The 23,270-nt window shown below is 65.3% G+C and carries 27 protein-coding genes; 16 read left to right on the top strand and 11 right to left on the bottom strand.

Annotation, left to right across the window (positions count from 1 at the left end; genetic code table 11):
* Positions 1–150: 150 nt before the first annotated feature.
* Entirely contained in the window at positions 151–1,002 is an 852-nt protein-coding gene (locus ACQR0W_RS13660) for an SDR family NAD(P)-dependent oxidoreductase (RefSeq protein WP_316171333.1), read from the bottom strand.
* A gap of 151 nt (positions 1,003–1,153) precedes the next feature.
* Positions 1,154–1,543: a winged helix-turn-helix domain-containing protein gene (locus ACQR0W_RS13655; RefSeq protein WP_316171334.1), complete on the bottom strand. Its 390-nt coding sequence runs from the start codon at positions 1,541–1,543 to the stop codon at positions 1,154–1,156.
* 100 nt (positions 1,544–1,643) lie between these two features.
* Between ACQR0W_RS13655 and ACQR0W_RS13650 the strand changes: the two genes are divergently transcribed.
* From ACQR0W_RS13650 to ACQR0W_RS13610, 9 genes are all read left to right on the top strand, one after another.
* A complete protein-coding gene (locus ACQR0W_RS13650) occupies positions 1,644–2,768 on the top strand; it encodes an alkene reductase (protein ID WP_316171335.1) in 1,125 nt (374 codons plus the stop codon).
* A 149-nt stretch (positions 2,769–2,917) separates the two neighbouring features.
* A complete protein-coding gene (locus ACQR0W_RS13645) occupies positions 2,918–4,582 on the top strand; it encodes a thiamine pyrophosphate-binding protein (protein WP_316171336.1) in 1,665 nt (554 codons plus the stop codon).
* A gap of 333 nt (positions 4,583–4,915) precedes the next feature.
* Positions 4,916–6,298, top strand: coding sequence for a M20 family metallopeptidase (locus ACQR0W_RS13640; protein WP_316171337.1), 1,383 nt, complete (start codon positions 4,916–4,918; stop codon positions 6,296–6,298).
* A gap of 417 nt (positions 6,299–6,715) precedes the next feature.
* Positions 6,716–7,630, top strand: coding sequence for an amino acid ABC transporter substrate-binding protein (locus ACQR0W_RS13635; protein ID WP_315753374.1), 915 nt, complete (start codon positions 6,716–6,718; stop codon positions 7,628–7,630).
* A 203-nt stretch (positions 7,631–7,833) separates the two neighbouring features.
* On the top strand, positions 7,834–8,565 hold the full coding sequence (locus tag ACQR0W_RS13630) for an amino acid ABC transporter permease (protein ID WP_315736524.1): 732 nt from the start codon (positions 7,834–7,836) through the stop codon (positions 8,563–8,565).
* Position 8,566: 1 nt separating this feature from the next.
* The gene (locus ACQR0W_RS13625) at positions 8,567–9,259 is read left to right on the top strand and encodes an amino acid ABC transporter permease (protein WP_315736525.1); all 693 of its coding nucleotides are present in this window, start codon (positions 8,567–8,569) and stop codon (positions 9,257–9,259) included.
* Positions 9,260–9,268: 9 nt separating this feature from the next.
* Positions 9,269–10,000 (top strand): amino acid ABC transporter ATP-binding protein, encoded by a 732-nt coding sequence (locus ACQR0W_RS13620; protein WP_315736526.1) that lies wholly within the window; start codon positions 9,269–9,271, stop codon positions 9,998–10,000.
* A 151-nt stretch (positions 10,001–10,151) separates the two neighbouring features.
* Positions 10,152–11,012, top strand: coding sequence for a D-amino-acid transaminase (locus tag ACQR0W_RS13615; protein WP_316171338.1), 861 nt, complete (start codon positions 10,152–10,154; stop codon positions 11,010–11,012).
* 103 nt (positions 11,013–11,115) lie between these two features.
* Positions 11,116–11,709, top strand: coding sequence for a 3-keto-disaccharide hydrolase (locus ACQR0W_RS13610; RefSeq protein ID WP_315753381.1), 594 nt, complete (start codon positions 11,116–11,118; stop codon positions 11,707–11,709).
* Here the strand turns inward: ACQR0W_RS13610 and ACQR0W_RS13605 are convergent.
* From ACQR0W_RS13605 to ACQR0W_RS13595, 3 genes are all read right to left on the bottom strand, one after another.
* On the bottom strand, positions 11,696–11,845 hold the full coding sequence (locus ACQR0W_RS13605) for a hypothetical protein (protein ID WP_315736529.1): 150 nt from the start codon (positions 11,843–11,845) through the stop codon (positions 11,696–11,698). The genes ACQR0W_RS13610 and ACQR0W_RS13605 overlap by 14 nt on opposite strands.
* A gap of 77 nt (positions 11,846–11,922) precedes the next feature.
* On the bottom strand, positions 11,923–12,522 hold the full coding sequence (wrbA, locus tag ACQR0W_RS13600; RefSeq protein WP_315825412.1) for an NAD(P)H:quinone oxidoreductase: 600 nt from the start codon (positions 12,520–12,522) through the stop codon (positions 11,923–11,925).
* 74 nt (positions 12,523–12,596) lie between these two features.
* A complete protein-coding gene (locus tag ACQR0W_RS13595; RefSeq protein ID WP_315753387.1) occupies positions 12,597–13,295 on the bottom strand; it encodes a pirin family protein in 699 nt (232 codons plus the stop codon).
* A gap of 131 nt (positions 13,296–13,426) precedes the next feature.
* Here ACQR0W_RS13595 and ACQR0W_RS13590 point away from each other — a divergent pair, with 131 nt between their 5' ends.
* Positions 13,427–14,335 carry a LysR family transcriptional regulator gene (locus tag ACQR0W_RS13590; protein ID WP_315716640.1) on the top strand — a complete coding sequence of 303 codons (909 nt, stop codon included), beginning with the start codon at positions 13,427–13,429 and terminating at the stop codon, positions 14,333–14,335.
* A 23-nt stretch (positions 14,336–14,358) separates the two neighbouring features.
* Here the strand turns inward: ACQR0W_RS13590 and ACQR0W_RS13585 are convergent, their stop codons facing one another.
* From ACQR0W_RS13585 to ACQR0W_RS13575, 3 genes are all read right to left on the bottom strand, one after another.
* Complete coding sequence (locus tag ACQR0W_RS13585; protein ID WP_315716641.1) at positions 14,359–14,826, bottom strand: YbaK/EbsC family protein; 468 nt, start codon at positions 14,824–14,826, stop codon at positions 14,359–14,361.
* A complete protein-coding gene (locus ACQR0W_RS13580) occupies positions 14,816–15,562 on the bottom strand; it encodes a haloacid dehalogenase type II (protein ID WP_316171339.1) in 747 nt (248 codons plus the stop codon). Before ACQR0W_RS13580 ends, ACQR0W_RS13585 begins: the two co-directional genes overlap by 11 nt.
* Positions 15,563–15,660: 98 nt before the next feature.
* Positions 15,661–16,545, bottom strand: a complete 885-nt coding sequence (locus ACQR0W_RS13575; protein WP_315716643.1) for an amidohydrolase family protein — start codon at positions 16,543–16,545, stop codon at positions 15,661–15,663.
* A gap of 254 nt (positions 16,546–16,799) precedes the next feature.
* Here ACQR0W_RS13575 and ykgO point away from each other — a divergent pair, with 254 nt between their 5' ends.
* From ykgO to ACQR0W_RS13560, 3 genes are all read left to right on the top strand, one after another.
* Positions 16,800–16,925 carry a type B 50S ribosomal protein L36 gene (ykgO, locus tag ACQR0W_RS13570; RefSeq protein WP_006611362.1) on the top strand — a complete coding sequence of 42 codons (126 nt, stop codon included), beginning with the start codon at positions 16,800–16,802 and terminating at the stop codon, positions 16,923–16,925.
* 96 nt (positions 16,926–17,021) lie between these two features.
* Positions 17,022–17,651 (top strand): tetratricopeptide repeat protein, encoded by a 630-nt coding sequence (locus ACQR0W_RS13565; RefSeq protein WP_316187081.1) that lies wholly within the window; start codon positions 17,022–17,024, stop codon positions 17,649–17,651.
* A 103-nt stretch (positions 17,652–17,754) separates the two neighbouring features.
* On the top strand, positions 17,755–18,012 hold the full coding sequence (locus ACQR0W_RS13560) for a hypothetical protein (RefSeq protein ID WP_315716645.1): 258 nt from the start codon (positions 17,755–17,757) through the stop codon (positions 18,010–18,012).
* Positions 18,013–18,040: 28 nt separating this feature from the next.
* On the opposite strand, the gene ACQR0W_RS13555 is transcribed toward ACQR0W_RS13560, so the two are convergent.
* The gene (locus tag ACQR0W_RS13555) at positions 18,041–18,223 is read right to left on the bottom strand and encodes a hypothetical protein (RefSeq protein ID WP_315716646.1); all 183 of its coding nucleotides are present in this window, start codon (positions 18,221–18,223) and stop codon (positions 18,041–18,043) included.
* A 251-nt stretch (positions 18,224–18,474) separates the two neighbouring features.
* Here ACQR0W_RS13555 and ACQR0W_RS13550 point away from each other — a divergent pair, with 251 nt between their 5' ends.
* Positions 18,475–19,434, top strand: coding sequence for an alpha/beta fold hydrolase (locus tag ACQR0W_RS13550; RefSeq protein WP_316168049.1), 960 nt, complete (start codon positions 18,475–18,477; stop codon positions 19,432–19,434).
* 65 nt (positions 19,435–19,499) lie between these two features.
* Here ACQR0W_RS13550 and cycA read toward each other — a convergent pair whose 3' ends face one another.
* Positions 19,500–19,895 carry a cytochrome c-550 CycA gene (cycA, locus tag ACQR0W_RS13545; RefSeq protein WP_315716648.1) on the bottom strand — a complete coding sequence of 132 codons (396 nt, stop codon included), beginning with the start codon at positions 19,893–19,895 and terminating at the stop codon, positions 19,500–19,502.
* Between the two features lie 208 nt (positions 19,896–20,103).
* On the opposite strand from cycA, the gene ACQR0W_RS13540 reads away from it, so the two are divergent.
* Complete coding sequence (locus tag ACQR0W_RS13540; protein WP_316187082.1) at positions 20,104–21,597, top strand: FAD-linked oxidase C-terminal domain-containing protein; 1,494 nt, start codon at positions 20,104–20,106, stop codon at positions 21,595–21,597.
* 1,026 nt (positions 21,598–22,623) lie between these two features.
* Positions 22,624–22,761 (top strand): hypothetical protein, encoded by a 138-nt coding sequence (locus ACQR0W_RS13535; protein ID WP_316187083.1) that lies wholly within the window; start codon positions 22,624–22,626, stop codon positions 22,759–22,761.
* Between the two features lie 18 nt (positions 22,762–22,779).
* Here ACQR0W_RS13535 and ACQR0W_RS13530 read toward each other — a convergent pair whose 3' ends face one another.
* The gene (locus ACQR0W_RS13530) at positions 22,780–23,139 is read right to left on the bottom strand and encodes a hypothetical protein (RefSeq protein WP_316187084.1); all 360 of its coding nucleotides are present in this window, start codon (positions 23,137–23,139) and stop codon (positions 22,780–22,782) included.
* Positions 23,140–23,270: the final 131 nt, after the last annotated feature.

The raw sequence follows: 23,270 nt of genomic DNA, 5'->3' as shown, positions 1-23,270 counted from the left end.
TCAGTGAGTTGCAAGAGCGTTCGACCGTAGCGATTCGGTCGATGGTAGACGTTCCGAGCGCACGCGGACCGCCTTGCGACGATCCGACGCGTCCGGGAACTTGTGATGAGACCGGGAGCAGCTACGCGCCGCCGCTCCGATGTGGCCGGATCATGGCGATTTCTTTACGAACGCGGCGAATGCGTCGGCGTAGTCGGCATGCCAGCGCGACAGCGGCGGCCGGTTCTCGACGATGTCGCCGGCCGCCCACAGGATGCGCCGCTCGTCCAGCGCGCGCGGCACGTCGTTGTCAGGGCACAGCACGTAGAAGTCGCCGGCCGCGACGCGCTCCAGCATGAAGTCGACCGTCTGCTCCGGCGTCCAGGCGGCGGCCGGCTTCTCGACGCGGCCATTCGCCGTCAGCGGCGTGAACACGAAGCCCGGAATGAACAGATGCGCCGTCACCTGGCAGCCGGGCGTGTTGCGCAGCTCGTGCTGCAGCGCCTCGGTGAACGCCTTCACGCCGGCCTTCGAGACGTTGTAGGCGGGATCGCCGGGCGGCGTGGTGATGCCCTGCTTGGAGCCGGTATTGATGATCAGCGCCGGCTTGCTCTGCGCGATCATGTTGGCTGCGAACACCTGCGCGCCGTGGATGATGCCCCACAGATTGACGTCGAGGATGCGCTGCCAATTGTCGTCGGCAAGCATCTTGCTGCCCGGCTGGATGCCGGCATTGTTCATCAGCACGTCGATCGCGCCGAAGCGCTGCCGCACCGCCGTTTCGAGCGCGACCACGCTGTCCCGGTGGCTCACATCGACCGTGGCGGTCATGACCGCAGCCTCGCCACGCTTGGCCGCAGCCGCAAGCCTGGCGGCGGCGTCGCGCAGCCGGGCCTCGTCGACATCGGCGATGCAGACGTTCATGCCGCGCTCTGCGAAGCGCGTGGCGGCGGCGAGCCCGATGCCGGAGGCGCCTCCGGTGACGACGGCGGTGTGGTCGGCGGACAAGGCAGGGTGAGACACGGCAGGTTCTCCGGCATGACGACGAGATGCTGGTGTATGACGTCTTGGCGCGGCCGCAAGATCATCCGGCTGACGGCAAGACGGTTTTTTGCGGCTGCAACGCGAGGCGCATCAGTCCGGTCGCGGATGCATCGCGTCGGCTGGAACCGGCTTACGACGCGGCCCTGGCCCCGCGGGTCTTCCTTGGCTTCTCGATGTCGCTGCGCAGCGCGGCGAGATCCTTCCTCACGGCGTCAGCTGCGTCACGCTCGATGCGCCGGTAACGTTCGACCAACTGCGTGCCGAACGCCGTCAGCGCCGCGCCACCGCCATTGCGGCCGCCGGTCTGGCGCGCCACCGCCGGCTGCCGGCACACCCGGTTGATCTCGTCGACGAGGTCCCAGGCCCGCTTGTAGGACATGTCCATCGCGCGCCCGGCCGCAGAGATCGAGCCGTGTCGCGCGATGTTCTCCAGCAGCGCGATCTTGCCCGGCCCGATCCGGCCGCCGTCATCGAGATCGATGCGCAGGCTGAGCGAGGGCAGGGCGTTCGCTTTCGGCATGGAGGGTCTGCTCGTACTGACGTGGGGCGGACATTGCCACCATCATGTTTTGCGAACAAGATGATCCAAATCGACAATCGCAACGACATCTGGGGACGAAATGCTGCCTGCGCTGTTTTCACCACTCACGATCGGTCCTTATCGCCTCAAGCACCGCGTCGTGATGGCGCCGTTGACCCGCATGCGCGCCGCAAGGGAGACGCTCGCGCCGCGGCCGCTCAACGTCGAGTATTATGCGCAGCGCGCGACGCCGGGCGGCCTGATCATCGCCGAGGCCTCGCCGGTGCTGCCGACCGGCACCGGCAGCCCGAACGTGCCGGGCATCTACAGCGCGGTGCAGATCGCCGGCTGGAAGCAGGTCGTCGACGCCGTGCATGCCAAGGGCGGATTCATCTTCCTGCAGCTCTGGCACGTCGGCCGCGTCTCGCACTCCTCGTTCCAGCCCGGCGGCGTGCTGCCGGTGGCGCCGTCGGCGATCGCGATCGGCGACGATCTCAAGGCGATGACGGCGGAGGGCAAAGGCGCAGCTTACGAGACGCCGCGTGCGCTCGACACCGACGAGATCCCCGCGCTTGTCGCCGCCTATGGCCAAGCCGCGCGCAATGCGATGGCCGCCGGCTTCGACGGCGTCGAGGTGCACGGTGCGAACGGTTACCTGATCGAGCAGTTCCTGCAGACCCGCAGCAACCAGCGCACCGACCGCTACGGCGGCGCAATCGCGAACCGCTGCCGCTTCCTGCTCGAGGTGACCGAGGCCGTGATCGCCGCCTGCGGCGCCGACAAGGTCGGCGTGCGGCTGTCGCCCTATGGCATCGCCAATGGCTCCGGCGAGGCCGAGCCGATGCCGCTCTATACCTACGCGATCGAGGCGCTCAACAAGCTCGGCATCGCCTATCTGCATCTGATCGAGCCGCGCTCCTCCGGCGCCGGCCGCGCCGACGTCAACTGGCAGAACGTGCCGTCGGCCATCGCTCTGTTCCGGCCGGTGTGGAAGGGCGTCCTGATCGGCGCCGGCGGCTTCACGGGCGAGCCGGCCGACGCCGCGATCCGGGCCGGCCTCGCCGACGCCATCGCCTTCGGCCGCACCTTCATCTCCAACCCGGACCTGCCCGCCCGGCTGCAGCACGGCTGGCCGCTGACGCCCTATCACCGCCCGACCTTCTACGGCGGCGAGGAGAAGGGCTACACGGACTATCCGGTGTATCAGGAGATGGCGAAGGTGTAGTCCGCGCTCTCTCCACCGTCATTGCGAGGAGCGCAGCGACGAAGCAATCCAGAGTCGCGTACGCCGCCCTGGATTGCTTCGCTTCGCTCGCAATGACGGAGAGAGAGCTCGCCCGCATACTGAGGCCGCGTTGCTCGGAGGAAACCTGAATGAAGAACCGCATCACCGGACGCTCGGCCTTCCTCACGCTGCTCAAGGACGAGGGCATCACTCATCTGTTCGGCAATCCCGGCACCACCGAATTACCGATCATGCATGCGCTGAAGGATCATCCCGATCTCACCTACGTCATGGCGATGCAGGAGAGCCTGGTGGTGGCGATCGCCGACGGCTTCAGTCGCGCCTCGGGACGCCTCGTCGCCTGCAACGTCCACGTCGCGCCGGGTCTCGGCAACGCCATGGGCGCGCTCTACAATGCGCAGTTCACCGGGACGCCGATGATCCTCACCGCCGGCCAGCAGGAGCAGGGCCACGGCCTGATGGAGCCATTGCTCTACGGCCCGCTGGTGCGGATGGCCGAGCCGCTGGTGAAATGGGCGGTCGAGGTGACGAGGCTGGAGGACCTGCCGCGCATCATCAGGCGCGCCGCCAAGGTGGCGACCACGCCGCCGACCGGTCCCGTCTTCATCTCGCTGCCCGGCGATATCCTCAATGCCGAAGCCGGCATCGAGCTCGGCCGTTCCACCCGGGTCGATGCGCGCGTGTTGCCGGCCGCGGACGCTTTGCAGGGGCTGGCGCAGCGCATTCTCAAGGCGCAGCGGCCGGTGGTCATCACCGGCGACGAGGTCGTCAAGAGCGATGCGCTGCGGGAGGCGGCCGAGTTCGCGTCGGCGATCGGCGCTCCCGTGCATCAGCAGTCCGCGCCCTATGGCGCGCATTTTCTGTCCGAGCATCCCTGCTACATCGGCTCATTGTCGCGCGCGCAGCAGCAGGTCCGCGACCTGCTCGCGCCACACGATCTTCTCATCGTGCTCGGCGCCGATCCCTTGCGGATGTCCGTGCACAGCGAGATCGAGCCGCTGCCCGAGGGCTTGCCGATCGTGCAGATCGGCCTCGTCGATTGGGAGCTGGGAAAGAATTTCGGTGCCGAGATCGCGCTGAAGGCCGACGTTCGCGAGACGCTGCTTCAGCTCACGCCGCTCTTGCGCGAGCTCGGCGGCGCGGCCCTGCAGGCGCGTGCGCAGGAGCGCGTGGCCGAATTGTCCTCGAAGAACTGGAGCGCGCGGCGGCGCAAGCTGGCCGCGCAGATCGAAGCGGCGCGCGAGCGGACGCCGATCGATCCGGACTACCTGGCGCTGCAGGTCGCCGAGGCCATGCCGGAGCACGGCATCATGGTCGACGAGGGCCTGACCTCGGCGCGCTACATGACGGCGCTGTGGCCGTATCGCGACCGCTACAACTATCACGCGCTCGCCTCGGGGGGCATCGGCTGGGGCCTGCCGGCCTCGGTCGGCGTCAGCCTCGCCAATCCCGATCGCCCCGTGGTCTGCTACTCCGGTGACGGCAGCGCGATGTATTCGATCCAGGCGCTGTGGACCGCGGCGCATCACAAGCTGCCGCTGTCGGTCGTCATCGTCAACAATGGCGGCTACCGCATCATCAAGCAGCGGCTGCTGTCGTTCCACGGTGACGACAACTATATCGGCATGGATTTTGTCGATCCGCAGGTGGATTTTGCCGGGCTCGCCCGCTCGCTCGGCTGCGAGGCAATGCGCATCAGCGATCCCCGTGAATTGCAGCCGACGCTCTCGGCGGCGTTCCGCCGCCCCGGCGCCAAGCTGATCGAGGTGATGGTCAGCAACGCGGTGAACTGAGCGTTACTCCCGTCGCGCGGGGAATGCCGGACGTCCGGCCGAACCTTTGGTGACTGCCGCCTGCTTTTCTTCTGCAGGCGAGCCATGGGTGAGGCCTTCGCCGGGCATCCCCGCGCCCTCCGCCTTGCGAAGGCACCGCACCGGCAAACCTCGGACGCTCCTGGCGCCGCGAGAACGGAAGCGCGCATCCCGACACACGCCCATCATCGATCTCTGCGACAAGTTCCGAAATCCGAGACTTGCTTGATGTCAGCATTGAATTCAAACCCAGCCCCTTCCGCTCGTCGCGCGATCCCGATATGACGCCGCCTTCGTTGTGACTGGAAAAGCGCCATGACCAGGATTGATGCAATCGCCCGTGCCCGTCAGAGCCTGACGAGCGGTGACTTCTTGGCCGAGCTCGGCCGCCGGGTCGCCTATCGCACCGAGAGCCTCAATCCCGAGCGCAAGGACGACCTCGCGGCGTATCTGACCAACGAGCTGACGCCGTCCTTTGCAGCGCTCGGCTTTTCCTCCGAGATCGTGCCCTCGCCGAGCGGCAAGTCGCCGTTCCTGATCGCGACCTACCACGAGAGCGACAGCGCCCCGACGATGCTCAGCTATGGCCACGGCGACACCGTCGACGGCATGGCCGGCGAATGGCGCGACGGCCGCGATCCCTGGGCGGTGACGCCAGCGGGCAATCGTCTCTATGGCCGCGGCACCGCCGACAACAAGGGCCAGCACAGCATCAACATGGCGGCGCTGCGCGCGGTGCGCGAGGCCCGCGGCGGCAAGCTCGGCTTCAATGCCAAGTTCATCATGGAGATGGGCGAGGAGATCGGCTCGCCCGATCTCGCCAGGGTGGCCGATCTGCATCGCGACGCCTTGAAGGCCGACGTCTTCATCGGCTCGGACGGCCCGCGGCTGTCGACCGCACGCCCCACCATCTTTCTCGGCTGCCGTGGCGGCATCCGGTTGCATCTCGACGTCAACCTGCGCGAGGGCGGCAACCATTCCGGCAATTGGGGCGGCGTGCTCGCCAATCCCGCGACCATCCTTGCCAATGCCATTTCCACGCTGGTCGACGGCCATGGCCGTATCAAGCTCGATACCTTGAAGCCGCCGCGCCTCACCAATGCCATCCGCGCCATCCTCGCCGACGTGAAGGTGGAGCCGACCGCCGACGAGCCGGCGCTGTCGGACCATTGGGGCGAGGAGGGGCTGACGCCGGCGGAGCGGCTCTATGCCTGGAATACGCTCGAGGTGCTCGCGATCTCCTCCGGCAATATCGACAAGCCGGCGAATGCGATCCCCGGCCGCGCCCGCGCCGTGCTGCAGCTGCGCTTCGTGGTCGGCACCAAGGTCGACAGCATCGTGGAGGACGTGAGGAGCCATCTCGTCGCGCACGGCTTCCCGATGGTCGAGGTCAGCATGACGCAAGGCTTCGCGGCCTCGCGCGCCGACATCGACAGCCCCTGGATCAAATGGGCCGCGGAGTCCATCCGGATGAGCACCGGCAAGGCGCCCGCGGTGCTGCCGAACTTCGGCGGCTCGCTGCCCAATGACGTGTTTGCCGACGTGTTGAAGATGCCGACCATGTGGGTGCCGCATTCCTACCCGGGCTGCTCGCAGCACGCGCCGGATGAGCACATCCTGCTGGATGTCACGGACGAGGCGCTCGGCCTGATGGCCGGGCTGTTCTGGGATCTTGGTGAATTGCGGAAGCCGCTGTGAGCCGAGAAGGAGGCATGAGCACACATCGCCTGGCGTCTGGTGAGGAGCGCGCGCCGGCCAGGAAGACGGAAGGCGGGCTTGCTGGGCGCGGCGCGTCTCGAACCATGAGGTCCGTGTGCCGTGCGGTTGCATTGCCGCGTGCGGGAACCCGCCTGCAACTTTCGTCTGGTCGCGGGGCCTGCGAGCCCCTCGTAGTTTACCATCCCGACGTTCGGCGCTGCCGTTTCAGCCCGGACGTCTTGTCGAAGGGGACGCGGGACAGGCAATTTGTCGCAATCGTCCGAGGACGTCCCGCCGCGGGGCGGTCTATGGTGCCCGCGCTCGTCCGGCCGGAGATCGTCCGGGGACGGGGGCCATTTTGAGTTCGCTGTGGTTTATGCAAGCATCCGGCGATCAGCCGGATTGAGGAGATCAGTTATGAAGCAGCTTCGCCTATTCGGTCTTGCCGTCGCCGCCGCGCTCTGCGCCGGCCAGGTGCAGGCCGAGGACCTGACGGGGACCCTGAAGAACATCAAGGAGACCGGCACCATTACGCTCGGCGTCCGCGACTCCTCGATCCCGTTCTCCTATCTCGACGACAATCAGAAGCCGATCGGCTTTGCCATCGACATCTGCATGGGCATCGTCGATGCCGTGAAGAAGGAGCTCAAGCTCGACAAGCTCGATGTGAAGCTCAACCCGGTGACGTCGTCGACCCGCATCCCGCTGCTCGCCAACGGCACCATCGATCTGGAATGCGGCTCGACCACCAACAATGCCGAGCGCCAGAAGCAGATCTCCTTCACCAACACCCACTTCCTGACGGCGAGCCGCTACGTCTCGAAGAAGGCGAGCAAGATCAACTCGATCGACGATCTGAAGGGGAAATCGGTCGTGTCGACCGCCGGCACCACCAACATCAAGCAGTTGACCGAGGCCAATGCCGCGCGCAACCTCGGCATCAACATCATCCCGGCCAAGGATCATGCCGAGGCCTTCCTGATGGTGGAGACCGATCGCGCCGTCGCCTTCGTGATGGACGACATTCTTCTGGCGAGCCTCGTCGCCGGCTCCAAGGATCCGGCCGCCTATGTCGTCTCCAAGGACGCGTTCTCGAAGCCCGAGCCCTACGGCATCATGCTGCGCAAGGACGATCCGCAGTTCAAGAAGGTGGTCGATGCGGCGACCGCCAAGATCTACACCAGCGGCGAGGGCGCCAAGCTGTATGACAAGTGGTTCATGCAGAAGATCCCGCCGAAGGGCCTGAACCTCAACACCCCGCTGTCGGCCGAGCTGAAGGCCGAGTTCGCCAAGCCGTCGGACTCGCCGGATCCGGATTCGTACAAGCCGTAACGTGAGGCCGCAGCTCTCGCGCCGAATTCGATGTGCCCCCCTCCCCCTTGCGGGGAGGGGGCGGGGGTGGGGGTCTCAGGAAAGACTGCCCGTGTGGACCCCCGACCCCGACCCTCCCCCGCAAGGGGGGAGGGAGCGCAGCGAGTTTTTGGCAAAGACTGTGTAATGCGACTTGCGAGCTAATTCCCTCTCAGGATGTCCCCGTGAACTACACCTGGAACTGGCACATCTTCCTGGAGCCGAACCCGACCGGGGCCGGCACCTATTTCGACATGCTGCTGGCGGGGCTGAAGGTCACCATCGTGACCTCGCTGTCGGCCTGGGTGATCGCGCTGATCTGCGGCACGATCGTCGGCATCCTGCGCAGCTTGCCGTCCAAGCTGGCGACCTGGATCGCCTTCGCCTATGTCGAGTTCTTCCGCAACATGCCGCTTTTGGTGCAGCTGTTCCTGTGGTTCTTCGTGCTGCCGGAGCTGTTGCCGCCCACGATCGGCCTGTGGCTGAAGCAGATGCCCAATGCGCCATTCTATACGGCGGCCGTCGGCATCGGCCTGTTCATGTCGGCGCGTGTCGCCGTGCAATTGGCGGCCGGCATCGGCTCGCTGCCGCGCGGCCAGAAGCTGGCGGCGACCGCGCTCGGCCTCACCACCTTGCAGGCCTACCGCTACGTGCTGCTGCCGATGGCTTTCCGCATCATCCTGCCGCCGCTGACGTCCGAATTTCTCAACACGGTCAAGAACAGCGCCGTCGCAATCACGATCGGTCTGATCGAACTGACGGGCGCTGCGCGCGCCATGCAGGAATTCTCGTTCCAGGTGTTCGAGGCCTTCAGCGCCGCCACCTTGATGTATCTCGTCATCAACGTCATCGTCGTGATCGGCATGCGGCTCCTGGAGCGCGCGGTGGCGGTCCCTGGCTACATCACGGGCAAATGAGATGCTGGCCAATTTCGATTTCGACGTCATCCGCCGCTCGCTGAGCTATCTTTTCATCGACGGCATGACCTTCACGCTGACCTTGACGGCGCTGTCGGCGACGGGCGGTCTTGTGTTCGGCACCCTGATCGCGCTGATGCGGCTGTCCGGCTATCGGGTGATGGGCTTTATCGCCGGGCTCTATGTCGACTTCATGCGCTCGCTGCCGCTGGTTCTGGTGATCTTCTGGTTCTACTTCCTGGTGCCCTATATCGGGCAGTGGATCACCGGCTCGTCGCGGCCGATCAAGGTCGGCGCGTTCGCGTCCTCCCTGATCACCTTCATCCTGTTCGAGGCGGCCTATTTCTCCGAGATCATGCGCGCCGGCATCCAGTCGATCTCGCGCGGCCAGCCGGCCGCGGCCTCGGCGCTCGGCCTGACCTATGCGCAGACCATGCGCTACGTCGTGTTGCCGCAGGCGTTCCGCAACATGCTGCCGGTGCTGCTGACCCAGACCATCGTGCTGTTCCAGGACACGTCGCTGGTCTACGTGCTCTCGATTCCGGACTTCCTCGGCGCTGCTTCGAAAGTCGCCCAGCGCGACGGCCGCCTGGTCGAGATGTACCTGTTCGCGGCCCTGGTCTACTTCACCATCTCCTGTGTCGCGTCCTACGGCGTCCGCCGCCTGCAGTCGCGCATCTCCATCATCAGATAGTCGGCTCCCATGATCGAAATCAGCCACGTCAACAAATGGTACAGCCCGAGCTTCCAGGTGCTGAAGGACTGCACGACCTCGGTCGCCAAGGGCGAGGTGGTGGTGGTCTGCGGCCCCTCCGGCTCCGGCAAGTCGACCCTGATCAAATGCGTCAACGCGCTGGAGCCGTTCCAAGACGGCGTGATCACGATCGACGGCCTCAAGGTCAATGATTCCAAGACCAACCTGCCGAAGCTGCGCTCGCGGGTCGGCATGGTGTTCCAGCACTTCGAGCTGTTTCCGCATCTCAAGATCATCGACAACCTCTGCCTCGCCCAGCAGAAGGTGCTGGGTCGTGGCCATGAGGAAGCGACCGCGAAGGGCATGAAGCTCCTGGATCGCGTCGGTCTCAAGGAGCAGGCGCAGAAGTTTCCGGCGCAGCTCTCCGGCGGCCAGCAGCAGCGCGTGGCGATCGCACGTGCGCTCGCCATGGATCCGATCGCGATGCTGTTCGACGAGCCGACTTCGGCGCTCGATCCGGAGATGATCAGCGAGGTGCTCGATGTCATGGTTGATCTCGCCCGCGAGGGCATGACCATGATGGTCGTGACCCACGAGATGGGCTTCGCCAGGAAGGTCGCGCACCGCGTCATCTTCATGGACCGCGGCGAGATCGTCGAGGACGCCAAGAAGGAGGATTTCTTCGGCCAGCCGCGCAGCGAGCGGGCGCAGCAGTTCTTGTCGAAGATCCTGTCGCATTAGTTGCGTCCGTCATTCCGAGGCGCCCGCAGGGCGAACCCGGAATCTCGAGATTCCGGGTTCGATGCTGCGCATCGCCCCGGAATGACGGCGAGAGTAACAATTGGTGTACGCAGATGGCTTTGCGTGCGCAGATGAGAATGGAGACACGTCCTTGGACCCGATCGCTTACGTCAACGGCGCCTTCGTGCCCCTGTCCGAGGCCAAGGTCTCGGTCCTCGATCGCGGCTTCCTGTTTGCCGACGGCATCTACGAAGTGGCGGCGGTGCTCGATGGCAAGCTGGTCGACAGTGCCCCGCATCTTGCCCGCCTGGAGCGTTCGGTCGGCGAGATCGGGCTGGCGCTGCCGGAGAGCCTGGCGCGAATCGAGGCGCTACAGAAGGAGCTGGTCGCGCGCAACCGGCTCGACCAGGGCATGGTCTATCTGCAGGTGACGCGCGGTGCCGACAAGGGCCGCGACTTCCCGTTTCCCAAGGGCGACGTCAAGCCGACCTTGGTGATGTTCGTCACCGCCAAGGACATCATCAATGCGCCCTCGGCGAAGACGGGAATTGGCGTCATCACCGTGCCCGACATCCGCTGGGCGCGCCGCGACATCAAGAGCGTGGCGCTGCTGGCGCAGGTGCTCGCGAAGCAGGCGGCCGCCGCGGCCGGGGCCGGCGAGGCGTGGATGGTCGAGGACGGTCATGTCACCGAGGGCGGCTCGTCCTCGGCCTTCATCCTGACCAAGGACGACGTCATCGTGACGCGGCCGAACTCGAACGCGATCCTGCCGGGCTGCACCCGCAAGGCCGTGGTGAAGCTCGCCGAGGAGCGCCAGCTCAAGGTCGAGGAGCGGCTGTTCACGGTGGAGGAGGCGCTCGCGGCGAAGGAAGCCTTCATCACCAGCGCGAGCTCGTTCGTGCAGCCGGTGGTCACGATCGACGGCAAGCCCGTCGGCGACGGCAAGCCGGGACCGGTGGCGGCGCGGCTGCGCGAGATCTATGTCGATTTTGCGCGCGCCACGGCGGTGTAGTTGGAGGAGACGATAGAGCAGGTGCAGCATCGAAACCCGTTTGCATTGTCCGGCGCTTTGCTATCGTGGCGACGAACGAAACAGAAATCAGGGAGGAGTTTCGATGCGGTATCGCTTGAGAGGGCTCGCGGCCGGACTATTGATTGCGGGCGCAGGCATGACGGGAGCGGCATTGGCCGATGACGGCTGGGTGACCCTGGTCGACTCCACGACCAAGGCCGACTTCACCGAGGTCGGCAAGGCCAATTGGGAGATGAAGGACGGCGCGCTGTCGGCCGACAAGCTCGATGGCAAGGATCCATCGTATCTGGTGACCAAGGAGAGCTACAAGGACTTCCAGATCAAGGCCGAGTTCTGGGTCGATGACGCCGCCAACAGCGGCATCTTCATCCGCTGCGACCAGTCGGCGAAGATCGACTCCAACATCTGCTACGAGGTCAACATCTTCGACAAGCGGCCCGATCCGAAATACGGCACCGGCGCGATCGTCGACGTGTCCAAGGTCGATCCGATGCCGAAGGCCGGCGGCAAGTGGAATACCTATGAGATCACCGCCAAGGGTACGCGGCTGACCGTGATCCTCAACGGCGAGAAAACCGCCGATGTCGACGACAGCAAGCACGCGGCGGGACCGATCGCCCTGCAGTACGGCTCGGGCGTCGTGAAGTTCAGGAAGGTGCAGATCAAGCCGCTGTAGCGGCCGTGCATTCCGGGCAGCGGCGCTGGCCGCGGCTCGCGCGGTACAGGCTCTTGCAGTACCAGCGGCGCGCCATCATCTGCAGGGGATGGCGGGCCAACCGGGCCAGCGTCACCAGTTCGAGCATGGCGGGCATTGCAGCCTCCTTGACATCCTTCCGACTTTTGCGAGATGGGGCGGCACTTCGTTTGCGGAAGTGCCGCCGCAGTCGCATCAGCCATGCAGCTTCTTTGCGGTCTCGGCGATGACGCGGCCCTGATAGCGCGCCCCCGCCAGCTCGTTCGCGCTCGGCTGCCGGCTGCCGTCACCGCCGGTGATGGTGGTGGCGCCATAGGGCGAGCCGCCGGTGACCTCGTCGAGCTTCATCTGGCCGGCGAAGCCGTAGTTGAGGCCGACGATGGTCATGCCGAAATGCAAGAGGTTGGTGATGATCGAGAACAGCGTGACCTCCTGGCCGCCGTGCTGGGTCGCGGTCGAGGTGAAGGCGCCGCCGACCTTGCCGTGGAGCGCGCCCTTGGCCCACAGGCCGCCGGCCTGATCGAGGAAGTTGGCCATCTGCGAGGCCATGCGGCCGAAGCGGGTGCCGGTACCGACGATGATCGCGTCGTAGTCGGCGAGCTCCTCGACCTTTGCTATCGGAGCGGCCTGGTCGAGCTTGTAGTGGGAGGCCTTGGCGACGTCGGCCGGCACCAGTTCGGGCACGCGCTTGACGTCGACGGTGGCGCCGGTCTCGCGGGCGCCTTCGGCCACCGCGTTGGCCATCGCTTCGATGTGGCCGTATGCGGAGTAGTAGAGAACGAGAACCTTGGTCATGGCAGTCTCCGTGGGGACGAGGATGATCGGGGAGAGCGTCCCGGCCGGATGCCCGGCCGGGATCGCGTGAGAGGTCAGGCGGCGTCGACGAGCACCAGCTCGGAATCTTCGAGCGCGGTGATCTTGAGCGTGGCCTCGTCGCGGATGGCGGCGCCGTCACGGGCGTTGACTCGGACGCCGTTCACTTCGACGCTGCCGGCTGCGGGCACCAGATAGATGTGGCGGGCCTTGTCGGCGCTGTACTCGGCGGTCTCGCCGGCCTTCAGCGTGGTGCCGAGTACGCGCGCCTTGGCACGGATCGGCAACGCGTCGCCGTCATCTGCGAAGCCGCTCGCCAGTGTGACAAGCTTGCCGGAACGGTCGGACTTCGGGAACGGCTTGGCACCCCAGGTCGGTTGGCCGCCATCGGTGGTCGGCTCGATCCAGATCTGGAAGATCCGCGTCGTGGTCGGCTCCAGATTGTACTCGGAGTGGCGGATGCCGCTGCCCGCACTCATCACCTGGACGTCGCCGGCCTCGGTGCGGCCCTTGTTGCCGAGGCTGTCCTGATGGGTGATCGCCCCCTCGCGGACATAGGTGATGATCTCCATGTTCCGGTGCGGATGCGCCGGGAAGCCGGTGTTCGGCGCGATCTCGTCATCGTTCCAGACGCGCAGGGCGCCGTGGCCCATGTTGCTGGGGTCGTAGTAGCTCGCGAACGAGAAATGGTGCTTTGCCTTCAGCCAGCCGTGGTCGGCGCCGCCCAGCGCCGCAAAGGGCTTCAATTCGATCATGGGTCTGCTCCTGTGGTTGAAACGGCCGGCCGGGGCCGCCGTGCTGTTGGGCATTGGAATAAGGGAGCGACCGGGGTATAGAAATAGAAACTATTGAAACCTATTGTTTCCAAAAACGAGATTTGAGGGCGATGGCGCGACTTCCGGATTTCGAGGCGATGGCGATCTTCGCCAAGGTCGTCGAGCTGCGCTCCTTCGCCGGCGCCGCGCAGGAGCTGGGCCTCTCCAAGGCCTCCGTCTCCAAGGCGGTGAGCCGGCTGGAGGAGCGTCTGGGTACGCGGCTGTTCAACCGCACCTCGCGGCGCTTGGCGCTGACAGACGCCGGCCAGCGCCTGTCCGAGCGTGCCGCGCAGCTGCTCGCCGATGGCGAGGCTGCCGAGACCGAGGCGCTCGCGCAGTCGCTGACGCCGCGCGGCCTGGTGCGCTTCGCGGTGCCGATGACGTTCGGCGTCAAGAAGATCGCGCCGCTGCTGCCGGCGTTCCTAGAGCAATATCCGGAGGTCTCGATCGACCTCCACATGAGCGACGCCACCGTCGATCTGATCGGCGAAGGGTTCGACCTCGCGCTGCGGATCGCGCGGCTTCCGGACTCGTCGCTGGTCGCGCGCCGCCTTTGCCCCATGCCGCGCTACACGGTGGCGGCGCCGTCCTATCTGAAGCGCCACGGACGGCCGACGCATCCGATGCATCTCGCCGAGCACAAATGCTTCGGCTACGCCTATCTCTCCACCGCCGGCGTCTGGCACTACACCAATGCGGCCGGCGAGCAGGCCAGCGTACGGCCGGCGGGACAGCTGCGCGTCAACAATGGCGAGGCGCTGTTGCCGGCGGTGCTCGCCGGGCTCGGCATCGCGGACCTGCCGGATTTCATCGTTGGCGACGCGATCGCGTCAGGCGAGGTCGAGGTGGTGCTGAAGGGCTGGAGCCAGCCCGAAGGCGCAATGCATCTGGTGATGCCGCCCGGCGGCCCGCGCCCCGCGCGGGTCGAGGTGCTGACGGAGTTTCTGGTGAAGGAACTCGCGAAGGGGAAGAAGCGATGATCGCGGCCGCCGATCCCAGCCGATCAGGACTGCACCTCGCACACATCGACCCATGCGGCTCCCGTCAGCTCGGCCAAGCGATCCGGCGTGATCTTCACCGCGCTGTGGGTCGAGCCCGCGGCGGGCACCACGATGTCGAAGGCCTTCAGCGAGACGTCGCAATACACCGGTAGCGGCGACTTCAAGCCGAACGGGCAGACGCCGCCGACCTCGTGTCCGGTGATGTCGGCGACCTCGTCGAGGCCGAGCATCTTCGGCTTGCCGCCGAACAGTGCCTTCACCTTCTTGTTGTCCATGCGCGCGTGGCCTGCGGCGACGATCAGGATGACGCGCTCGCCGACGCGCAACGACAGCGTCTTGGCGATGCGGGCCGGCTCCACGCCATAGGCTTCCGCCGCGAGCGCCACGGTTGCGGAGCTCTGGCTGGAGACGAGAACGTCGATGTCGGGGGCTTTTTCGGCGAAGAAGGCGCGGACGGATTCAAGGCTCATGCGTGTTGACGATCTCAGGCAATTCGGAAAGCGCAGCAATACGATGATCGGGCGCAAAACCCAACTCGTCCATCTGGGTCCGCAGCGCCTTGAACATCGTGAGCGGGGACACGAGATCGGTCTCGATGCAGGCCGCCGCCATGGCTTCGGGAGTGACGCGCTCGATCCAGGCAACGTTGAGGCCGAAGGCCTTGGCGCCGCAGACGTCCCAGGGATTGGAGGACACGAACAGCACCTCGTCGGGCGCAAGCCCGAGTGTCTCCTCGATCAGCGCATAGGCTTGCGAGCTCGGCTTGAAGATCTTGTGGGCATCGACGCTGATGACGGCATCGAGCAGCGTGTCGAAGGCGCTGGCTTTCACCAGGCCGTCGAGCATCGCTGGGCTGCCGTTGGAGAGGATCGCGAGCCGGCGGTCCTTCATCGCGGCGAGCGCGGCACGTGCATCAGGGTAGGGATCGAGATCGAGATATTTGGCGATGATGCGATCGCGTGTGATCGCATCCGCCTGCAGGCCGAGAACGCGCAGCGTATAGAGCAGCGACTCGCGGGTAACGACCGAAAAATCCTCGTAGCGCTGCATCAGCGAGCGCAGCCAGGTGTATTCGAGCTGCTTGATGCGCCAGATCTGGGTGATGATGTCGCCGTGGCCGGGAAAGGCCTGCTCGGTGACCGCCGCTACTGACTGGATGTCGTACAGCGTGCCATAGGCATCGAAGACCACGGCTTTGAAGGGCACGGCGCTCACCTCATCGAGAGAGGCAGGCGCGATGGCCGATGGCCACCGCGCCCGCGGATGATAGCACGATCCTCGACGATACGAGCCGTCGGACGGCCTCAGATCCCGAGCAGCCTGCGCGCGTTGGCCTTCAACACTTTCGGCCGGATCTCCTCGCGGATGTCGAGCTTGGCGAAATCGGCGAGCCAGCGGTCGGGCGTGATCACCGGCCAGTCGGAGCCGAACAGCATCTTGTCCTGCAGGATCGAGTTGATGTAGCGCACCAGGATCGGCGGGAAGTACTTTGGCGACCAGCCGGAGAGGTCGATGTACACGTTCGGCTTGTGGGTCGCGACCGACAGCGCCTCCTCCTGCCAGGGGAAGGAGGGGTGGGCGAGAATGATCTTGAGGTCGGGGAAGTCGGCCGCGACGTCATCCATGTACATCGGGTTCGAGTACTTCAGCCGCATCCCCATGCCGCCCGGCATGCCCGAGCCGACGCCGGTCTGGCCGGTGTGGAACAGCGCGATCGCGCCGCCGTCGTTGATCGCCTCATACAGCGGATAGGCCAGCCGGTCGTTGGCGTAGAAGCCCTGCATGGTCGGGTGGAACTTGAAGCCGCGGACGCCATACTCCTCGATCAGCTTGCGCGCCTCGCGGACGCCGAGCTTGCCCTTGTGCGGATCGATGCTGACGAAGGGGATCAGCACATCGAGATGGTCGGAGGCGACCTCGAGCATCTCGTAATTGTTGTAGCGGCGGAAGCCGGTCTCGCGCTCGGCGTCGACCGGGAAGATCACGGCGGCGATGTTCTTGGAGCGGTAATAGGCCGCCGTCTCCGGCACCGTCGGCGGGTGCTTGTGCGGCGACTTGAAGTAGTCGGCCATCTGGGCCTGGAAATCGTCGTAGCCGTCATCCGCATGCATGCCGCAGGGCTCCTCGGCATGGGTGTGGATGTCGATGGCGACGACATCGTCGATCTTGGGCAGAGCGAGTTTGGGCATGGGCGTTCCCGGCGGTTGGTTCTTGGCTTTGGAAAATTGATTATAGGATATAACAAATTTGGCAATCGCCAAGTTGGATCGAGGGGCCCGTCGCCGGCCGGTCCTGTTGAAGCCGGGGCCCGCCATGATTGACATCCGGCGGGCTGGTGGTTAGAAACCGGCCAATCCGGGCGACTTGGTCGCTTGCGGAACTCCCTTTGTATTTGCCACTTCCGGCCTGTCCAACACGGCCTTTCAACGTATCAGGATGTCCCATGAAGGTCCGTAACTCGCTGAAGTCGCTGCGTGGCCGCCATCGCGCCAACCGTCTGGTCCGCCGCAAGGGCCGCGTCTACGTGATCAACAAGGTCCAGCGCCGCTTCAAGGCTCGCCAGGGCTGATCCCGTAGATCTCCCCTCGAGAAGAGGGGCCTTCTCACAGGTCTTTGAGGCGCGTGCTGCTTTGCAGGACGCGCCGACTGCGTTTAGACTTGGGGCATGGCCAAGCGATCCTTGCGGGCGATTCTTCTCGCCGTTGTCGTCATTTCGGTACCGCACCTTGCGCAAGCGCAGGGCGAGCCGCGCGCGACGCCCAAGCCGAAGCCGCCCGAGGCGCCCGCCAAGCTGCCCAAGGTCGGAGCCGACAAGACCAAGGGCCTCGATTTCCTGTTCGGCGCCCTGAAGGCGGCGCCCGACGAGATCAGCGCCAAGCATGTCGAGGCGCGGATCTGGGCGATCTGGCTGCAGACCCCCAGTGACACCGTCGCCCTGCTGATGGCGCGGTCCAAGGCAGCGATGGACGCGAAGCAGAACGAGGTTGCGCTCAAGCTGCTCGATTCGGTCATCAAGCTCCGGCCCGACTACGTCGAGGCCTGGAACCGTCGCGCGACGATCTATTACCTCCAGAACGATTACGGTCGCTCGCTTGCCGACATCCAGCAGGTCCTGCTGCGTGAGCCGCGGCACTTCGGCGCGCTCGCGGGTCTCGGCATGATCATGCAGGATCTCGGCGAGGAGAAGCGGGCGCTGGACGCGTTCCGCAAGGCGCTCGAGGTCAATCCGCACCTGGACAAGGTGCCGGAGCTGGTCAAGACGCTGACCGAGAAGGTCGAAGGCCGCGACATCTAGCCTTGGCGGTCGATTAACCATGTCAGGACGGCCGTCCTTGCCGGCCGATCTGCGCCATCCCACCTGCCGTTGATCGGAGGACATCCGGCGAGGAGGTGGCGCAATGAGGCGTGCAGTGCTGACGGCAGCGCTCATCGGAATGACGGCGACGGCCGCCTGGGCCGAGGATCCGGATCTGTTCTGGGTGGTCGGCAACCGCGCCACCAATCGCTGCGAGATCGTGACCAGCAATCCGATCGTCACCCCCACCATGGGCGACATCTGGTTCGCGTCCGGGCCGTTCAAGTCGAAAGACGACGCCAAGCTGGCGCGATCGACGATCAACGCGTGCCCGAACAAGGACATCACGTCCGAGGACTGATCGGCGCAATCCGGCCCGGTCAGCCGACTCAGTGAAATGCGGTGCTGCGGCGGTCCGGCATGCCGTACTGCGCGGCTGCGGCATACAGCTGCGCGATCTCGGCCTCGAGATGCTCGTTGACCAGCAGCAGGGCCTTCAGCGCGCCGCGGAGATCGCCATTGCAACTTGCGACGATCTCGTCGATCGCAGCCTCGCTCGAACGAAAACTCATCGGTAACCCCCTCCCAAAACACCAAACAAAACGCAGGGCCGGTCATCGTGTTCAAACGACGCAATGATCTGACCGCAAGTAATTCACGGCCATCAGCCGATTGCGAGGAAATGTCCCGACCATGGTTATAAAATGGCCGACGACGCCATGATGACAGGATTGGCTTGACGGGACGTGGAATTGCGCGCTTTCCCGCGCAACCGCCTTCGTTCTGCTCCGTATCTGTCAGCGTGACACGTAGAAAAATATCAATGATTTCAATCACTATTGCGGTCGTTCTCGGTGGGCTCGCACTGGCCACGCGGGCCGGTATTGCGATCGTCGAAAAGCGCTATCCGCAGCAGGGGCAGGCGATCCCGGTGGCCGGTGCGACCATCAATCTTGTGGATATCGGGCCGCGCAACGCGTCCGGACCGCCGCTCCTGCTGCTCCATGGGGCGAGCTCGAACCTCGAGGCCATGCGCCGTCCGCTGGGTGATCTCCTGGCGCAGCGCCACCGGGTGCTCCTGGTCGACCGTCCCGGCCACGGCTGGAGCCCGCGCGCGCGCCCTGAGGATTCCACGCCCGCGGCTCAGGCCCGGATGCTGGACGAGGTGCTGGCGCGGCTCGGCGTCGGCCAGGTCGTCCTGGTGGTGCATTCCTGGAGCGGCGCGCTCGGCCTGCGCATGGCGCTCGACTTCCCCGACCGGGTTGCGGGGCTCGTGATGCTGGCGCCGGTCGCCTATCCCTGGCGGGGCGGGGTCGGGCGCTACAACGAGGCCGTCACGACGCCGGTGGTCGGGCCGTTGCTGGCGCATACGATCACGCTGCCGCTCGGCCTGGCGCTGATGGCGCCCGGCGCCCGCGGCGTGTTCGCGCCGCAGGCGATGCCGGACGATTTCGTCGACCGGACCGCGACGCCGCTGCTGCTGCGCCCGCGCGAGTTCATGGCCAATGCCCGCGATCTCGTCACCCTGAAGCAGGCGGTGATCGAGCAGGCGCCGCGCTATGGCGAGATCAAGGTCCCGGTCACGATCGTGGCGGGCGGGGCCGACCGGACGGTCTATACCGACATCCATTCCCGCCCGCTCGCGCGGGTCGTGCCGCAGAGCCGCCTGATCGTGCTGCCCGACCTCGGGCACATGGTCCAGAACGCGGTGCCGGAGCTGGTGGCCGGCGAGGTCGACCGGATCGTCGCCGCGGTGACCCCGGCCGACGCCCTGGCGCCGTGATGTGAAAAAGCCCCGGCGGTCCGCCGGGGCTTTGCAGTCGAGGTGACGTGTCGGCCGGCGGCCGCTTACTGCTTCTGCTTGCCGTCCTTGTCGAACGACGAGACATAGGCCCAGAGGTTGTTGATCTCGGTCTCGTTCTTGATGCCGGCGAAGGTCATCTTGGTGCCGGGGATCTTGGCCTTCGGGTCCTTGATGTATTCCTTGAAGACCGCCTCGTTCCAGGTGATGCCCGAGTTCTTGTTGGCTTCCGAATAGTTGTAGTCCGGCGCGCTGCCCGACTTGCGGCCGTCGAGGCCGTTGAGTTCCGGGCCGACCTTGTTCTTCGCGCCCTCGCCGATCGCGTGGCAGGGCAGGCACTTGTTGAAGGACGTCTTGCCGGCGGCGGCATCCTGCGCCAGCGCGGCAGATGCCAGCGACGACGAGGCGAGGACGACGAGCGCGCTCAAAGTCATTTTCTTCATGGATCAGGCTCTGTGGGTTACGAGACGAGTTTGCGCGCAGGTTGTGGCATGGCCTCAGGCGACGCACAAGCGGGGAAGCACTGAGGCAAATCAGCATAATGGCTGAGCTTGTTGCTCTGCCGCAAACTTCGATGCGGATCCGCTGCCTATCCAAACCGTTTCCGTTGTGATTGATATGCCAGCACAAATCGAGGGCCGGAGGAACGCGATGGCGATCATGATGCCGGAAGCTGATCGGGCGGTGCTGGCGCGCCGCGACGAGATCGTTGCTGCACTGCGTGCGATCGTGCCGGGCGAAGGCGTCATCGACAGCGCCGCCGAGATGCTGCCCTACGAGTCCGACGGGTTGATGGCCTACCGCCAGCCGCCGATGGTCGTGGTGCTGCCGGAGACCACCGCGCAGGTCTCGCAGGTCCTGAAATATTGCCACGGGCAGGGCATCAAGGTGGTTCCGCGCGGCTCGGGCACCTCGCTGTCCGGCGGCGCGCTGCCGCTGGCCGACGGGGTGCTGCTCGGGCTCGGCAAGTTCAAGCGCATCCGCGAGATCGATTTCGACAACCGCGTCGTCGTCACCGAGCCAGGGGTCACCAATCTCGCGATCAGCCAGGCGGTGGCGCATGCCGGCTTCTACTATGCGCCGGACCCGTCGTCGCAGATCGCCTGCTCGATCGGCGGCAACGTCGCGGAGAATTCCGGCGGCGTGCACTGCCTGAAATACGGCATGACCACCAACAACGTGCTCGGCTGCGAGATCGTGCTGATGACCGGCGAGGTGCTGCGCATCGGCGGCAAGTGCGCCGAGAACGCCGGCTACGACCTGATGGGCCTGATCACCGGCTCGGAAGGGCTGCTCGGCGTGGTCACCGAGGTGACGGTGCGCATCCTGCAGAAGCCGGAGACGGCGCGCGCGCTGATGGTCGGCTTCGCCGAGGTCGAGGCCGCCGGCGAATGCGTCGCGCGCATCATCGGCGCCGGCATCATCCCCGGCGGCATGGAGATGATGGACAAGCCGGCGATCCACGCCGCCGAGGCCTTCGTCCATGCCGGCTATCCGCTCGACGTCGAGGCGCTGCTGATCATCGAGCTCGACGGCCCCGGCGTCGAGGTCGACGAGCTGATCGGCCGCGTCGAGGCCATTGCAAACGGCTGCGGCTCGACCACCTGCCGCATCTCCACCTCCGAGGCCGAGCGCAACCTGTTCTGGGCCGGCCGCAAGGCGGCGTTTCCGGCCGTCGGGCGCATCTCGCCGGACTATCTCTGCATGGACGGCACCATCCCGCGCGGCGCGCTGCCGAAGGCGCTGGCGCGCATCCGCGAGCTCTCCGAGAAGTACCAGCTCGGCTGCGCCAACGTGTTCCATGCCGGCGACGGCAATCTGCATCCGCTGATCCTCTACGACGCCAACAAGCCCGGCGAGATGGAGCGCGCCGAGGCGTTCGGCGCCGACATCCTGCGCTGCTGCGTCGAGCTCGGCGGCGTCTTGACCGGCGAGCACGGCGTCGGCATCGAGAAGCGCGACCTGATGCCGGAGATGTTCACCGAGATCGACCTCAACCAGCAGCAGCGGGTGAAGTGCGCCTTCGACAGCCAGGGCCTGCTCAATCCCGGCAAGGTGTTCCCGACCCTGCACCGCTGCGCCGAGCTTGGGCGCATGCACGTGCATGGCGGCAAGCTGGCGTTTCCGGATCTGCCGAGGTTCTGAGGCGCGGACGGGAGAGCAGGGCGGCGTCATCCGACGTCTGCCGATCGACCACGTCTGCTGGATCTGACGCGAACCTCTCTCCCCGCGTCATTCCGGGGCGCCCGCAGGGCGAGCCCGGAATCCATAACCACAGGCCGGTGTGTGGGGTGCGCGGGTCGCTCCATTTCGCTCCGACAACATCCGCCAGTGGTTATGGATTCCGGGCTCATCGCTGCGCGATGCCCCGGAATGACGGGGAGAGAGTCGTCCTCATCGCATCCACCTTTGCTCGCAGACGCACGTCCGCGCTCCCGCGGCGTGCTCCGCCCGAGTGATGCCATCGACACCGCCCTCCAAAACCAATCGAGAGGGCGCAGGGAATGCCGGGTGAAGGCCTCACCCATGGCCCGCCTGCGAAAAAAATGCAGGCGGCAGGTACCACAGGTTCAGCCGATCAACCGGCATTCCCTGCGCGGCGGTCTTAACGCTTATACGTGCTCGCCCCGGGGATCGGCGTTCTTGTCCCCGTCGCTGGGCCGCCCCACAAAGGGCACGACCTGCTTGGCCTCAGCACCGGGAGGCCAGGCCCACACGATTTCACGTCCGCATCGAAATCGTTCGTCGGCATGGCGCGAAGCCACGCTGCGACCCGACACGGCCACCGCATCCCCACCCCACGTATCGTGACGACCGCGCGTACGTCCCTCTCGGAGGGGTGAGCTGAGGGGGAGTATATATGATTTCGATAAAAACGAAAGAGGAAATTTGGCGCATCGGACGAGCGGGCCGTTGGACTTTGAAACCGCTCGCGAAACAAGTTCTTCTGCCCCGGGCGAATTGGCTAAGCCAGGCGGCATGAGGCAGTAAGATCGCGCAATATCGCCGAGGTGATCTGCCCGACGCACTCTTTCCGATGTGATGGTCTGTTACGCGCAAGCAGAAGTTTAACGCGCGCCACCGCCGCAAACGAATTGTTTTTCACTCGCCGGCATGGGCGCCATGATATTCTGCGCCTTCATGAGAATGTTCGCAACGACGATAGGCATCATGTGCGTTGTCAACGCAGACCGCATCATCACCATCGAGAACGGTCGCCTGGTCGAGGACGGCACCCATGACGAACTGATCAAGCGCGCCGGCCGCTATGCGGGAGCACCACTTCCGGTGCTTTCGATGTCAGGATAGGAGGCCGCGTTCCCAATGCTAGCGCGTGCCGCCTGAATCCTCACCCGAGTTCGTTAGCATTTCCATAAGAATCACGGTTATCCTTGCAGCGTCTGCCTGCGTTATATCTGGATCGATCGCCCGCGCGCTTCGTGCTATTTCATCGATGAATTGGCTCGCCAACTCCTCGTTGTCAGATCCATGCACTGCCCGGAACTGGTGCACCACCGCTTGATCCTGGACAAGCTGGAGTGCCACAGGCATCAGCTCCTCGCGAGATCGAAGTGTTCTTCGCTCTACAAGTTCCTGCCAGCGCTCCGTCGATTTGTCAGTCGAATCAGCCGCCGGGCGGCCGGTCTTTATGTGGATGGCGTATGTTGGTGTTTCTTCTTCGGCCATAACGAACCCCATTGTTTCTATAAGAAACGAACTGATCGACTACTCTAACGGTTGAATATCCGAATGGAAGAGTTCGCATTCAGCTAATGAGCTAGAGATTTCGAGGCGTCAAATTTGGAGTCCAGCAACTG

The organism is Bradyrhizobium sp. HKCCYLRH1034, assembly GCF_051168375.1.
Classification (GTDB): Bacteria; Pseudomonadota; Alphaproteobacteria; order Rhizobiales; family Xanthobacteraceae; genus Bradyrhizobium.
This window is presented reverse-complemented; position numbering and strand designations above follow the sequence as displayed.

Coding starts and splice junctions, on each gene's coding strand:
- ACQR0W_RS13655 (WP_316171334.1), bottom strand. CDS start 1,543: ATGCCGAAAGCGAACGCCCTGCCCTCGCTCAGCCTGCGCATCGATCTC.
- ACQR0W_RS13650 (WP_316171335.1), top strand. CDS start 1,644: ATGCTGCCTGCGCTGTTTTCACCACTCACGATCGGTCCTTATCGCCTC.
- ACQR0W_RS13645 (WP_316171336.1), top strand. CDS start 2,918: ATGAAGAACCGCATCACCGGACGCTCGGCCTTCCTCACGCTGCTCAAG.
- ACQR0W_RS13640 (WP_316171337.1), top strand. CDS start 4,916: ATGACCAGGATTGATGCAATCGCCCGTGCCCGTCAGAGCCTGACGAGC.
- ACQR0W_RS13635 (WP_315753374.1), top strand. CDS start 6,716: ATGAAGCAGCTTCGCCTATTCGGTCTTGCCGTCGCCGCCGCGCTCTGC.
- ACQR0W_RS13625 (WP_315736525.1), top strand. CDS start 8,567: ATGCTGGCCAATTTCGATTTCGACGTCATCCGCCGCTCGCTGAGCTAT.
- ACQR0W_RS13620 (WP_315736526.1), top strand. CDS start 9,269: ATGATCGAAATCAGCCACGTCAACAAATGGTACAGCCCGAGCTTCCAG.
- ACQR0W_RS13610 (WP_315753381.1), top strand. CDS start 11,116: ATGCGGTATCGCTTGAGAGGGCTCGCGGCCGGACTATTGATTGCGGGC.
- ACQR0W_RS13605 (WP_315736529.1), bottom strand. CDS start 11,845: ATGCCCGCCATGCTCGAACTGGTGACGCTGGCCCGGTTGGCCCGCCAT.
- wrbA (WP_315825412.1), bottom strand. CDS start 12,522: ATGACCAAGGTTCTCGTTCTCTACTACTCCGCATACGGCCACATCGAA.
- ACQR0W_RS13595 (WP_315753387.1), bottom strand. CDS start 13,295: ATGATCGAATTGAAGCCCTTTGCGGCGCTGGGCGGCGCCGACCACGGC.
- ACQR0W_RS13590 (WP_315716640.1), top strand. CDS start 13,427: ATGGCGCGACTTCCGGATTTCGAGGCGATGGCGATCTTCGCCAAGGTC.
- ACQR0W_RS13585 (WP_315716641.1), bottom strand. CDS start 14,826: ATGAGCCTTGAATCCGTCCGCGCCTTCTTCGCCGAAAAAGCCCCCGAC.
- ACQR0W_RS13575 (WP_315716643.1), bottom strand. CDS start 16,545: ATGCCCAAACTCGCTCTGCCCAAGATCGACGATGTCGTCGCCATCGAC.
- ykgO (WP_006611362.1), top strand. CDS start 16,800: ATGAAGGTCCGTAACTCGCTGAAGTCGCTGCGTGGCCGCCATCGCGCC.
- ACQR0W_RS13565 (WP_316187081.1), top strand. CDS start 17,022: ATGGCCAAGCGATCCTTGCGGGCGATTCTTCTCGCCGTTGTCGTCATT.
- ACQR0W_RS13560 (WP_315716645.1), top strand. CDS start 17,755: ATGAGGCGTGCAGTGCTGACGGCAGCGCTCATCGGAATGACGGCGACG.
- ACQR0W_RS13555 (WP_315716646.1), bottom strand. CDS start 18,223: ATGAGTTTTCGTTCGAGCGAGGCTGCGATCGACGAGATCGTCGCAAGT.
- ACQR0W_RS13550 (WP_316168049.1), top strand. CDS start 18,475: ATGATTTCAATCACTATTGCGGTCGTTCTCGGTGGGCTCGCACTGGCC.
- cycA (WP_315716648.1), bottom strand. CDS start 19,895: ATGAAGAAAATGACTTTGAGCGCGCTCGTCGTCCTCGCCTCGTCGTCG.
- ACQR0W_RS13540 (WP_316187082.1), top strand. CDS start 20,104: ATGGCGATCATGATGCCGGAAGCTGATCGGGCGGTGCTGGCGCGCCGC.
- ACQR0W_RS13535 (WP_316187083.1), top strand. CDS start 22,624: ATGTGCGTTGTCAACGCAGACCGCATCATCACCATCGAGAACGGTCGC.
- ACQR0W_RS13530 (WP_316187084.1), bottom strand. CDS start 23,139: ATGGCCGAAGAAGAAACACCAACATACGCCATCCACATAAAGACCGGC.